General features: G+C 54.6%; 14 protein-coding genes and 1 tRNA gene. 7 read left to right on the plus strand and 8 right to left on the minus strand.

Annotated features, from left to right (window positions below; translation table 11 throughout):
• Positions 1-240 precede the first annotated feature (240 nt).
• The 3 genes from WC612_08775 to WC612_08785 are packed head-to-tail and all read right to left on the minus strand — an operon-like array spanning position 241 to position 2348.
• Positions 241-888 (minus strand): alpha/beta fold hydrolase, encoded by a 648-nt coding sequence (locus WC612_08775; GenBank protein ID MFA6280857.1) that lies wholly within the window; start codon positions 886-888, stop codon positions 241-243.
• A gap of 17 nt (positions 889-905) precedes the next feature.
• On the minus strand, positions 906-1643 hold the full coding sequence (locus WC612_08780) for a hypothetical protein (GenBank protein ID MFA6280858.1): 738 nt from the start codon (positions 1641-1643) through the stop codon (positions 906-908).
• 15 nt (positions 1644-1658) lie between these two features.
• A complete protein-coding gene (locus tag WC612_08785; protein ID MFA6280859.1) occupies positions 1659-2348 on the minus strand; it encodes a glutathione S-transferase family protein in 690 nt (229 codons plus the stop codon).
• Positions 2349-2374: 26 nt separating this feature from the next.
• Between WC612_08785 and WC612_08790 the strand changes: the two genes are divergently transcribed.
• Positions 2375-2524: a hypothetical protein gene (locus WC612_08790; protein ID MFA6280860.1), complete on the plus strand. Its 150-nt coding sequence runs from the start codon at positions 2375-2377 to the stop codon at positions 2522-2524.
• A 2-nt stretch (positions 2525-2526) separates the two neighbouring features.
• On the opposite strand, the gene WC612_08795 is transcribed toward WC612_08790, so the two are convergent.
• A tRNA-Ile gene (locus tag WC612_08795) sits at positions 2527-2603 on the minus strand.
• A 740-nt stretch (positions 2604-3343) separates the two neighbouring features.
• A complete protein-coding gene (locus tag WC612_08800) occupies positions 3344-4549 on the minus strand; it encodes an MFS transporter (protein ID MFA6280861.1) in 1206 nt (401 codons plus the stop codon).
• Positions 4550-4682: 133 nt separating this feature from the next.
• Between WC612_08800 and WC612_08805 the strand changes: the two genes are divergently transcribed.
• From WC612_08805 to rquA, 5 genes are all read left to right on the plus strand, one after another.
• Complete coding sequence (locus tag WC612_08805; GenBank protein MFA6280862.1) at positions 4683-4943, plus strand: HypC/HybG/HupF family hydrogenase formation chaperone; 261 nt, start codon at positions 4683-4685, stop codon at positions 4941-4943.
• Positions 4940-6076 carry a hydrogenase formation protein HypD gene (gene hypD / locus WC612_08810; protein ID MFA6280863.1) on the plus strand — a complete coding sequence of 379 codons (1137 nt, stop codon included), beginning with the start codon at positions 4940-4942 and terminating at the stop codon, positions 6074-6076. The genes WC612_08805 and hypD overlap by 4 nt, the downstream gene beginning before the upstream one ends.
• Before the next feature lie 295 nt (positions 6077-6371).
• Entirely contained in the window at positions 6372-7415 is a 1044-nt protein-coding gene (gene hypE / locus WC612_08815) for a hydrogenase expression/formation protein HypE (protein ID MFA6280864.1), read from the plus strand.
• A 271-nt stretch (positions 7416-7686) separates the two neighbouring features.
• On the plus strand, positions 7687-7866 hold the full coding sequence (rpmG, locus tag WC612_08820; protein ID MFA6280865.1) for a 50S ribosomal protein L33: 180 nt from the start codon (positions 7687-7689) through the stop codon (positions 7864-7866).
• A 24-nt stretch (positions 7867-7890) separates the two neighbouring features.
• Positions 7891-8652 carry a rhodoquinone biosynthesis methyltransferase RquA gene (gene rquA / locus WC612_08825; GenBank protein MFA6280866.1) on the plus strand — a complete coding sequence of 254 codons (762 nt, stop codon included), beginning with the start codon at positions 7891-7893 and terminating at the stop codon, positions 8650-8652.
• Positions 8653-8764: 112 nt separating this feature from the next.
• On the opposite strand, the gene plsY is transcribed toward rquA, so the two are convergent.
• The gene (gene plsY, locus WC612_08830) at positions 8765-9355 is read right to left on the minus strand and encodes a glycerol-3-phosphate 1-O-acyltransferase PlsY (GenBank protein MFA6280867.1); all 591 of its coding nucleotides are present in this window, start codon (positions 9353-9355) and stop codon (positions 8765-8767) included.
• Between the two features lie 12 nt (positions 9356-9367).
• Positions 9368-10303 carry an aspartate carbamoyltransferase catalytic subunit gene (locus WC612_08835; protein MFA6280868.1) on the minus strand — a complete coding sequence of 312 codons (936 nt, stop codon included), beginning with the start codon at positions 10301-10303 and terminating at the stop codon, positions 9368-9370.
• A gap of 139 nt (positions 10304-10442) precedes the next feature.
• Between WC612_08835 and WC612_08840 the strand changes: the two genes are divergently transcribed.
• Complete coding sequence (locus WC612_08840; protein ID MFA6280869.1) at positions 10443-11534, plus strand: Mrp/NBP35 family ATP-binding protein; 1092 nt, start codon at positions 10443-10445, stop codon at positions 11532-11534.
• 12 nt (positions 11535-11546) lie between these two features.
• Here WC612_08840 and WC612_08845 read toward each other — a convergent pair whose 3' ends face one another.
• Positions 11547-12302 (minus strand): YebC/PmpR family DNA-binding transcriptional regulator, encoded by a 756-nt coding sequence (locus WC612_08845; GenBank protein ID MFA6280870.1) that lies wholly within the window; start codon positions 12300-12302, stop codon positions 11547-11549.
• Between the last annotated feature and the right edge of the window lie 179 nt (positions 12303-12481).

The following is a 12481-nucleotide window of genomic DNA, read 5'->3' on the forward strand; positions in this document are numbered from 1 at the left end:
CTCCTTCGCTCACTGGAAAAACAAGGTCAAAATACATCGAGGATTGAAGAAGGATCGGCGGAGAAAAATGATCAGCTTTTTGCTCTCAAAATCGTGAATCTACCCACACCTTTTGATCATTATGCCACAAAACCTGTCATTCCCGCGAAAGCGGGGATACCGTTTGTTTTCTAGCGCAACGAGTCGTTTCATGCGCCGTTTGGTATAACCCCTACACGCCCACCCTAAAACGACAACGCATTACAAAAGAAATATCCGGCGAAGGAATTGCAGGCCGCTTGCGACGCCTGTGTCATCGATGCTGTGTCCCAATCCCTCACATGATTCGGTTGAGACATTGAGATTGACGGCGCGCAGGCCGTCCACGGCCTTGGCCATGGAAACAAAGGGCACAACATCATCATCTTTGCCATGGATAAGATGGATGGGGGGAGAGGACTGCCTCTCGCTTTTAAGCTCTTCGCCGCCAATCAAAGCGCCGGAGTAGCCCAAAACGCCCGCCAAGGCAGGCGTACGGCGCGGCGCGACATAAAGGCTCATCATCGTGCCTTGCGAAAAGCCAAGGAGGGCGACTTTATCAGGCGTCAGGCCACGGCTTTCCATCACATAATCAATATAGTCATTAAGCGGCTGCGCCGCCCTGATAACGCCCTCCAAAACGACCGAGGACGTCCAGTCATTCGCGCTGAACCACTGAAAGCCAAAGGGCGAGAAATCGCAAGGGAAGGGAGCGTCAGGGGCCAAAAACTCGGTCTCCGGCAGGGCAGGGCGAAAGGCTTCGGCCAGAGAGATAATGCCAGCGGCGCTATCCCCCAGCCCGTGCAGGATGATGACGGCGCGTTTGGTCGGCTGCCCCTGAGGAGGGGGGAGGGTTACATCTTGAAGCATGAATGAAGCCTGTTTTGTTATTTAGAGGCTGCCGGTGGGACGGCGGATAAGACAACGCGTGCGGTTAAGAGCAGCTTTTCCGAACGCTCCATAGGAGGCATAGAATCTCCATCAGGAGAGCCGCCTGCCATGGCTTCCATCGTGTGCATCATCGCTTTGCCCCGCGCGAACATAGCGGGTCTTGGTGAGTGCGGCATTCCCTCATTGGCAAAATCGATCATCGCGATGCGATAGCTACGCCCCGTGATCGTCGCGTTCAAGGCTGACAACTGTTCATTGGCCATCTTGTAAAGTTGCGTGCGGAGCTGGCCGGTGGCGGCTTGATTTTCTTCCAAAGTCGGGGAGAAATCGATATTGTTCACCGTAATTTGCATGCCCGCCTTGCTGTTTTGCTTGGCCTTATCGCTTAGACCGCTAAGCTCGTTTTCTGGCACGCGGGCCTCATAAAGGGCGCTCCATCGCTCCATGCCTGTTTGATCCTGACCGCGGTTAAAAGAAACGACACGCCAATCAGCCTTGACCATGTCGCCGACGGCTTTGGTCATGCTGGCACGCATCGTGCCCGCCGTATTGTTGGTGACAGCAGCCTCAACGGACAGCATAACCCGCGCCGTTTTTGTTGTGACCCATTGCTCAGCAGAAAGATCAAAAACAACCGAATCGTCTGGTTTAGCTTCTTCGGCATGGGCCGGCGGCGCGCCAATACCAACGGTAAAGCCAAGGATAAGCATCAAGGCAACAAGTGTATGTTTCATGCGGCAACTCCTTTGTTAAAAGTCCAGATCAGCATAGTTCTTCGGCGGCATAAAGCCAGCGATATGATCACCCAAAAGGGAACGAAACGAGGGGCGGGATTTAATGCGCGCATACCAGTCTTTGACGTGAGGATGACGCTCCCACGGCATATCGTTCAGATAGTCAATGCACGAGATTTGTCCGGCAGCAGCCAGATCCGCCATCGTTAGATCGTCTCCGGCCAGCCAGTTTCGGCGCTCCACCAGCCAACTGATGTAGTCCAGATGCGCGTGAATGTTCTGATAGCCAGCACGCAGCAAAGCGCTGTCCGGCTCACCGCCGCCTTGAAGGCGCTTGAGAGCTTTTTCGCCGACGATCAGGCTCGTGCTTTCGGCATACATCTTGGACTCAAACCAGTGAACCAGCCGCCTGACCTCGGCGCGGGCGACGGGATCGGATCCCAGCAAGGTCGGCGCTGGGATCGTTTCTTCCAGATACTCGCCGATCGCGCTGGCCTCGGTCAGGGAGATGGTGGGCTCGCCCCCTTTTTCGATGACAAGCGTCGGGACATCGCCTGCCGGAGAAAGCGCCAGATAGTCGGGCCTTGGGGCCCACGGCTTTTCAATGACGGTTTCAAACGTAATTTTCTTTTCCGCCAACGTCAGCCGGATGCGTCTTGAAGACGGATCAAGGGGATGATGATGAAGGCGGTAGATGAGGGACATAAGGCAATCTCTCTCGAATTAGGTGCGTGGCTGCGCCACCCGAAGCTTTAGCGCATGGTGGCCTGCCACCCGAAGCTTTAGCGCATGGTGGCCTGCCACCCGAAGCTTTAGCGCATGGTGGCCTGCCACCCGAAGCTTTAGCGCATGGTGGCCTGCCACCCGAAGCTTTAGCGTAGGGTGGTGGGCCCGGTAGGACTTGAACCTACGACCAAACCGTTATGAGCGGTTCGCTCTAACCAACTGAGCTACAGGCCCAACGCCAACAGACATATCACTAACGATTGATACCCCATCTTGGCCGCAAAGAAAATGGCTCATTGCAAATTTTTATGCTTAACGCGGTCGGGGGGCGATTTGTTCATAATTCGTTAGGAAAGTGCATGAGATAAATAAATTACTTTGAAGGGTGAGTCGATGATTGTGCTTACTAACCCTCATCAACACAGATAAGAAAAACTAAGGTCAGTTTTTCTTATGGCTAGTGGGAGGGCTGTTGCAGGTCTGCAACGTGACGTAGGCAAACGTGATCAAAGTCTTTTCCCCAAGAAGTAATTAGAAAATGATGTTGACTCTTTATAGGGCTATCAACATCATTATAACTCTCTACTCTAATCAGGAGGTCACTATGCCTGCAGCTAAGAAAAAGGCTCCCGCCAAGAAGGCGACAGCCGCGAAGAAACCCGCCGCTAAGAAAACAGCAGCGAAGAAGAAGTAATTCATCGCTGCCGCAAGGCAGTGATGAAAACTTTTAAAAAATCCCTGTTCATAAGCCTCGCGTTTGCAGGCCGCTTGAACAGGGATTTTTGTTGGGGGGGGTATGTTTTATGCACAAACGGTGGGTGAAACGACTTGTTGTGCAAGAAAACAAACGGGATCCCCGCTTTCGCGGGGATGACGATAGAGGATTAAACTTAAACACAAATCCTGTCATTCCCGCGTAAGCGGGAATCCCGTTTTCGTATTTCTTTAAGTGTCAGGTCAAAGGCTCGTTGGTATTAGCGATGCTTTGTGTACAGCTTGTATTGAATCCAGAAAACGCTGACCGCCTTAAAAACAAGCAAACCAATAAGCGCCGTGGCGGGAGACGTCAGATCGGATAAAAAGCCAAGGATCAAAGAGGAAACCCCGAACACCATCGACGTTGAAAAAGAAATCAGCGATCCCATGGTCGCCCTTTGCGCATCGGAGAAATTTTCTTGCTGTATGCTTCGATCTGCCGTCGTTCCCAGTGCATAGCTTATTTGTGTGAACATCAATAAGAAGGGAGAGAAAAAGGCTTGAGTCGCATAGGCGGCAAGGCCAAGGATGTTGCCGACAATCGACCCGACAAAAAGAACGCGAATAGCACCAAGACTCCGCACAACAGGCCCCGCGAACCAAAAGCTAATCGCGCCGATTCCGTTCTGACCCGTTCTGTATAAAGGAATCATCCATGTGGGCCAGACCGAGGCCAGAAAACCTGCCGTAAAGTAATAGCTGCTAAACCCCGTGCCGTTTTGAAGACCCGTGGCCAGAGTAAGCAGCATAAGTTTTTTGTTTTTAACAATCAGCTTCAAGGCCGCCTTCATATGGCCGACTGTATTTTCTTCTTCAATAATGTGGATGGGCGGCTCAACAGTTAAAAAAGCGACAAGCAAATTAAAGGCCAAGGGAATGAGGGTCAGAAGAATGAGGGTGTGATAGAATAAACCCGCCCAAAGCAAAAGGCCGCACGCCACACCGCCTAAAGCTAGCCCTACCTGTCCCATTGATGTGAATCGACCTACGGCTTTAGGAAACTGGTGCTTGCACTTTAGGGCGGCAAGGCTTTCGTGAATCATGGCTTCATTGTTGCCGCTAAAAAGAGACCGCGCGAGCCCATAGAAAGTGATTCCAAGATAAAGCATCCAAAGCGGATGGGACGCGCCAAAAGCCAAGGCGTAGCAAGAAACGCCCAGAAACTCGCAAGCCGATCCAGCCATCAAAACGCCACGCCGCCCCCAACGATCCGACAAAACGCCCGTTGGAATCTCAAAAAAAGCGGTGGCAAAAGCCATAACGGAATAAACGCTCATGGCGAGCGTATAGGAACCCGTGAGGCTTTCAAAAATAAGGATCGTGACGGGAAAGAAAAAGCCAATACTGCCAATAAACTCGTTAGTGGCGATGAGGGGGACATTGCGTTTCAGGCGGCGATCTAGGGTGTGGCGTGCGGTTTTCATAATACTGGCAGCCTAGCAAATTCCCTCCCTTAAAAGCCATACTCAAACGGCTGTTAAAAACACAAAAAGTTGCCATGGCGAGGGGGACGTGCTGATATCGCCCGCAGCCCAAGAAAATGAGGATCAGCGAATCATGTGCCTTGCCATTCCCGCCAAGATTACCGAGCTTTTAGAGAGCGACCGCGCCACAGCCAATGTCGGCGGCGTCAATCATGACATTTCCCTCTCGCTGGTTGAGAACGTGGCCGTTGGCGACTATGTGATCGTGCATGTCGGCTTTGCTTTGTCGAAAATCGATCCAGAGGAGGCCGCCAAGACCCTTGCGCTGTTTGACGAGTATCATGCGGCGGGGGCAAGAGCCATCGCGGACAAGGCGGCGGAGGGCGACGCGTGAAGTATATCGACGAGTTTCGCGATAGCGGCCTCGCCCAAAAACTTGCCGCCGCGATCAAGAATGAGGCTCAAGGCGCTCGGCCTGCTGCACAGCCTTTCCGCTTTATGGAGTTTTGTGGCGGCCATACGCACGCGATTTTCCGCTTTGGCCTGCCCGATTTGCTGCCGCCGGAAATCAAGATGATCCACGGCCCTGGTTGCCCTGTTTGTGTCCTGCCGATGGCCAAGATTGATGCCGCAATTCAGCTGGCGCAGCGTTATCCGCTTACGCTTTGCACCTATGGCGATATGATGCGCGTGCCGGGCGGGCAGAGGCTCTCTCTTTTAAAAGCCAAGGCGGCGGGGGCGGACGTGCGGATGGTGCTTTCGCCCCATGACGCGGTAATGCTGGCGAAAGACAATCCCTCGCGTGAGGTTGTATTCTTTGCCATCGGCTTTGAGACGACGACTCCGCCCACCGCCGTGATTGTGAAACAAGCGCAGGCGTTGGGGCTGAAGAACTTCTCGGTTTTTTGCAATCATGTCCTCACGCCGCCCGCTTTGAAATGGCTGTTAGAGGCAAGCGCAGAAGGCGCGGACGGCGTACCTCCCTCAGATGGCTTTGTGGGCCCCAGCCACGTCAGCGCGATTATCGGCACACGCCCCTATGAGATTGCGGCCACGGCTTACGGCAAGCCCGTCGTGATCACAGGCTTTGAGCCTTTGGACGTGCTGCAAGCTATCCTCATGCTGGTGCGGCAGGTGAAGGCGGGCAGGGCGGTTGTCGAGAACGAATACGCCCGCGCGGTAACAGCCGAAGGCAACGTGAAAGCGCAAGCCTTGATGGCCGAGGTTTTTGATCTGCGCGATACATTCGAATGGCGCGGCCTTGGCTGGATTCCGCACAGCGCATTGAAACTGAAAGACGCTTATGGCGCGTTTGATGCAGAAAAACGCTTTGCGCTGGAGCCTAGCACAGCCAAGGAAAATCCCGCGTGCCAATGCCCCGCCATCTTGCGCGGCGCAAAATCACCAGAGGAATGCAAGCTGTTCGGCACGGTCTGCACGCCGGAAAACCCCATCGGCGCGTGCATGGTCTCCAGCGAAGGCGGCTGCGCCGCATGCTACAGTTACGGGCGGAGAAAAGATGAATAGGGAGAACGTTCATACACTTTTCGCGTCATTCCCGCGTTCTCCCTCCCGTCATCCCCGCGAAAGCGGGGATCCCGTTTGTTTTTCTCTCTGCAAACCAAAATCCGGTTTGTTTTCTTCATCATCGCAAACCAAACGGGATTCCGCATCACGCGTCTGGCGCCTTCGCGTTATCCGCTGTGCGGAATGACGAAAAGGGTAGCGTCATTCCCGCTTTGCCCTTTCGCTCACCGCAAGAGCGGTGGGACGAGAGCGCGGGGATGACAACAGGATACACGGATTAATAGAAGGAAACCCGATGACCCAGCGCTTTGAACGATCCCTCGATATCAAGAATGGCCGCGTGGATATGACGCATGGCAGCGGCGGGCGGGCGATGGCGCAGCTTATCGACCAGCTTTTCGCCAAGGCCTTTGACAATCCCGCCTTGGCCGAGGGGAATGATCAGGCGCGGCTTGCGATCCCTGCGGCGGGACGGCTGGCCTTCAGCACCGATAGCTATGTTATCTCACCACTGTTTTTTGCGGGCGGCGATATCGGCTCGCTCGCCGTTCATGGAACCGTGAACGATGTCGCCTTAAGCGGCGCGAAGCCCCTATGGCTCTCGGCAGGCTTTATTTTAGAGGAAGGTTTTCCTCTGGCCGATCTTGAGCGCATCGTGACCTCGATGGCCAAAGCCGCGCAGGAGTGCGGCGTGCAGATTGTTACAGGCGATACCAAGGTGGTGGAAAAGGGCAAGGCTGACGGCGTGTTTATCAATACAGCAGGCGTTGGTCTGATCGCCGAGGGCGTTGATCTCTCCGTCCATAATATACGCGCGGGTGATGCGATTATCGTCAGTGGGACGCTGGGCGATCATGGCGTGGCGGTGATGGCGCAGCGCGAAGGCCTTGTGTTTGATGAGCCCGTTCTATCGGATAGCGCGGCTCTTAATGGGCTTATCGATAACATGATAAAATCAGGCGTAGCGATTCACGCTTTGCGCGATCCCACACGCGGCGGGCTGGCGACCTCACTGAACGAGATGGCGCGGGCGGCAGGCGTAGGAATGCGCCTTAACGAGGCAGCCATCCCTGTGCGCGCCTCCGTGCGCGGCGTGTGCGAGATTCTGGGGCTAGACCCCCTCTATATCGCCAACGAAGGCAAGCTGATTGCCTTTTGCCCTGTGGCTCAGGCTCAAACGCTTTTGACGGCCATGAAAGGTCACGAACATGGCCGTGAGGCAGCGATCATCGGGGAGGTGGTTGAGGATGATCACGCCTTTGTTGAGATGACGACCACACTGGGCGGCCAACGCATGGTCGATTGGCTGGCAGGCGAACAACTGCCAAGGATTTGTTAGGCTTTGAAAAATAAGAGAAAATAGCTTTTTTGTGAGCTGATTTCCCTTCCCAAAAAGGCAAAAGCCAAGAAACTTGACAAAAGGGCAGGTTTCCGTGACATTGCGCCACACCTTACGTAACGGATTAGAGCCTTTCCTAATGGGATGGCTTCAATTGTGATGCAAGGGAAAGGCTCTAACTTATTGGTCACCGAGCAGATTCACGCGACTTGTTGTCCGCTTTAAGCGGCCAACCTCATCGCGATCTGCTCTAAAAATAGGATAACGGAAAATGGCTAAGACAAAGAATGACATCAAGCTCGTCAGCACAGCTGGCACGGGCGTTTTTTATGTCACCAAAAAGAACCCCAAGAACAACACCAAGAAGCTTGAGCTGAAGAAGTACGATCCTCGCATCCGTCAGCATGTTGTTTTCAAAGAAGGCAAGATCAAAGAAGGCAAGAAGTCCTAACTTCCTTTTTAAAAAGAGTTTTCCTTGCCAACGGATGCTGCGCTTAAAGTCGCTTCACGCGATGTTGTGGTGGATGAATCGGTTCTAGAGACCGACGGTATTGCCATTCCCGATTATCTTGAAACCTATTATTGGTGGGCCTACGTTCGGCCTTGGGCCGTGCGTATCTTTGAGCGCGACTGGCTGATCAACCTGATCCTTTGGGGCTTTTATGGGCCGCTGCGCGACAGGGTTCTGGCCGCGCTGGGCGATACGGTATCGGGACGCACGCTGAAAATCTCATGCTGCTATGGCCAGCTAGAGCCGATGCTCGCGCAGCGCGTTGCGGCGGGTGGCGGCACGCTTGACATTATCGATGTCGCGCCTGAGCAGATCAAAAACTCGCGCCGGAAAACGCCTGCCGACTTGCTGGGCAGCGTGGTCAATCACTATCACTGTGATTCAAACGATTTGCCTTTTGCGGATCACGGCTATGATCGCGCGATCATCTTTTTTCTGCCGCACGAACAACCCGAAGCCGTTCGTCGCAAGACCTTCGACGAGGCGTTTCGCGTCGTAAAAAAAGGCGGCACGATCCATGTCGTTGAGTTTGCCAAATCTAAGTGGTGGCACCCTTTGCGCTTTATCTGGTATCCCGTTTTGCTGGTGCTAGAGCCTTTTGCCAAGGATTTATGGACAAAGGAAATCGCCACATGGTTGCCGCATGGCGGCCTTGGCTGCACAGTCGAAAAGAAGACCATCTTCGCTGACTTCTATCAGCTGGTCAAAATCACAACACCTCGGTAGGGATACCTTCCGTCATGCCCGCGAAAGCGGGCATCCCGTTTGTTTTTCAAAAAAGAAAACTGGACTCCCGCTTTCGCGGGAGTGACGGTAGGCGTGACAGCGCCTATGGCCTTCACGACTTATGGTGATGCTTGCCGATGCGCGGCTCATGCCCCGTGATCAGGCGGATAATGTTCCCATAGTGTTTAGCATAAACCATCACGATAATGATCATGGTTACGGGGAGCAGCGTCGACTCTTGAAATGTGATCAGATAGACGGGCAGGGATGCCATCGCGATCAAAGCGCTGGCCGAGGATATCCGCAAGAGGGCGGCCGCCGCCAGCCACGTCAGCATCGCCATCACCGCTGTGGGCCACGATAGCGCGAGCATCACGCCTAGCGCTGTGGCCACGCCCTTACCGCCCTTAAACCTCAGCCACACGGGAAACATATGCCCCAAAAGGACGACCAGCGCCGCCATGGTGGCGCTATCAGGCGCAAGGATCTGCGCGATAGCAACGGCCAGCGTGCCTTTCAGCATATCCAAAAGAAGTGTGAGCGCGGCAAGGCTTTTCTTGCCCGTGCGTAGCACATTGGTCGCCCCAATGTTGCCAGAGCCTATCGCGCGAATATCCCCCGCGCCTGCCACCTTGGTGATCAAAAGCCCAAACGGCACACTGCCCAGCAGATAGGCGAGGACGAGGATAAAGGTATCGGTCATGGGCAAAACCTTTTAGGTGTTTGTTGAAAGAAGCAAATCAAGGCACGCCATACGGACGGCAACACCCATTTCCATTTGTTCAAAGATCACGCTGACCTTGGGATCATCAGCCACAGCGCTGGTGATTTCAACGCCTCGGTTCATAGGCGCAGGGTGCATCACGATCACATCGGGCTTTGCCCACGCCAGCTTTTCATGCGTGAGGCCGTATTCGGCATGATAATGCTCACTTGTCATCGCAAACTCGCCCGCCGCGAGACGCTCATTTTGAACACGCAGCATCATCATAACATCGCTGCCGTCCAGTGCCTCTTTCATCGTCGAGCAAACGGTCGCGCCCAGCTTATCCGACTCTTGGCGAGCAAACTGAGGCGGGGCAAAGAAAAAGACGTGAGCGCCCATCTTTTTAAGCAAAAGAGCATTCGATTTCGCCACGCGGCTATGTTTGATATCGCCAATAATCGCGACTTTAAGCCCCTCTAGTTTGCCTTTATGGCGCTCCATCGTCAGCGCATCGAGCAGCGCTTGCGTCGGGTGTTCGTTCGCGCCGTCGCCCGCGTTGAGAACCGCGCCGCCGACAAGCGTTGAGGCCAACTTGACCGAGCCATCCTCATGATGGCGGATCACAAAGCCATCGGCCTGCAACGCCCCCATCACGCGGATCGTATCGGAAAAAGTCTCCCCCTTGCTCATTGAGCTGGCGCTAGCGGTAAAGTTGATAACCTCCGCGCCCAGCCTTTTGGCCGCAATCTCAAACGAGGTGCGCGTGCGCGTCGAGTTTTCAAAGAACATATTGACGATGACTTTACCCGCCAGTTTGCCGCATGATTTTTGCGCTGAACGGTTTTGGATGGCGTAACGGGCGGCCAGATCAAGGATAGTGCGAATATCCTGCGCCGAAAGCTGTTCGATCCCAAGGATATGGTGATGAGAAAAGGTGGCCGTCATGATGCGGGGCTCCTTAAAAGAGTCTAGGCCTCTTTGATACCACGCCCTTAAAGAACGGACAAATCTATTTCTTGCCTGCCTGTGCCTCGCTTGATAGGGTTCGGGACGTTAAAATCTTTAATAACCAACGGTTTTTCCTATGCCTCTTCCTTCTCAAGCTGACATTTTGCGCGCACTGGGCGGCGTTGAGCTTCCCAATTCTGACGACAACATCGTTCATGCGGGCATGGTCTCGGCCATCTCCATCCAAGGCGGTGAGGACGGCAGTGAGCCCCAGATTCAGCTGGTGATCGAAGTCGATCCCGCTATGGGCGATGGTATCGAGGCTATACGCCAAAATGCCTTGGCACAGGTCAGAAGGGCAACGGGCATTGGAAATGTTTCTGTCATCATGACAGCACATCGGGGTGCGCCTGCCACGAGTACTTCCCCAAAAGATCAAGCACAACCCTCTAACCCGCCAGAGCTGCCCAAGGGTGTCAAAAACATTATCGCCGTGGCCTCGGCCAAAGGTGGCGTCGGCAAGTCCACGACGGCGGTCAATCTGGCGTTGGCGCTTCACGCGGCGGGGCTCTCAGTCGGCATTCTGGATGCCGATGTTCACGGCCCCTCTATCCCGCGCCTGATGGGCTTACGAGAGGCTATGGAACAGAATGAGGAGGGCCTGTTGATCCCGCATCAGGCAATGGGCATTGCCGCGATGTCGATTGGCCTTTTGGTGCCAGAGGACGCCCCCATTATCTGGCGCGGGCCAATGATCCACGGGGCGCTTAAGCAAATGCTGCATCAAGTCGATTGGGGCCAGCGCGACGTTCTGATTTTGGATATGCCACCCGGAACGGGCGACGTGCCCCTTTCCATCGCGCAGCATGTGCCGCTCACGGGCGCGGTGATCGTCTCAACGCCGCAGGATTTGGCGCTGCAAGACGTGCGTAAGGGCGTCGCGATGTTCGAGAAAATGGGTGTGCCCCTTATGGGCATGATCGAGAATATGAGCGCCTTCGAATGCCCGCACTGCCGCGGCATAACACCCATCTTTGGCCACGGCGGCGCGCGCGAAGATGCCGAGCGGATGAACATCCCCTTCCTTGGACATATGCCGCTGGCGCTCGCGTTGCGTGAGATGTCGGATGCGGGAACGCCCGTGGTCCATGCCGATCCCGAAGGAACCTATGCCATGATGTATCATGGCATGGCGGCGGTGCTACGTGGGAAAATGGGACTGACCTAAGCGGCAGAGGTTCTAAGCAGCGAAAGCGGCCCGTTCCTCATCGCTGATTTCATAGTTGCCATAGACATTTTGCACGTCGTCGTTATCTTCTAAAATATCGACCAACTTCAAAAGCGTCTGAGCGGCAGCACCCATCACGGGAATATCGTTTTTGGCATACCAGACAAGCTTCGCACTTGAAGGCTCGCCAAACTTGGCCTCTAGAGCGGAACGGACAGCGCCGAAATCCTCGACACTCATCGTGATGTAATGGGCGTCTTCTTCGCTCTCTACATTATCGCCGCCGGCCTCAATCACGGCTTCCAACATGGCATCCGCCGAGGCCGTCGCCGCCGGATAGGTAATTTCGCCCACGTGGTCAAACATAAAGCTGACAGAACCTGTTTCAGCAAGATTGCCGCCGTTTTTGGACAGCGCGGTGCGAATTTCTGCCGCTGTGCGATTACGGTTATCCGTGAGAGCCTCAATGATCAACGCCGAGCCACCAGCGCCATAGGCCTCATACCGCACTTCCTCATAAACGCCCTTATCGTCGGCTCCTCCGGGTTGACCCGACTTAATCGCGCGTTCAATGCGGTCTTTGGTCATGTTCTTAACGCGAGCCTCAGCCAGCGCGGCGCGAAGGCGCGGATTGTGCGCAGGGTCGGGCGCGCCTAGCTTAGCCGCCACCATAATTTCACGCGCAATTTTGTTAAAGACTTTGCCTTTTTTCGCATCACTGATGCCTTTGGTATGCATAATGTTTTTGGCGTGGGAATGTCCGGACATAGAATATCTCTTTTGGTTAGGTGTACAGGTCGTACCAACGGCTATAATAAACGACACATGGACGGACACCCCCCCTTTCGTCATCCCGCTGAAAAGCGGGATCCAGCGCCGCGCGTCTGCGCGGCATAAGACTCTTATGCGCCGTGGACACGGCGCGACTGGATACCGGCCTTCGCCGG

The organism is Bdellovibrionales bacterium (assembly GCA_041662785.1).
Classification (GTDB): domain Bacteria; phylum Pseudomonadota; class Alphaproteobacteria; order UBA9219; family UBA9219; genus UBA8914.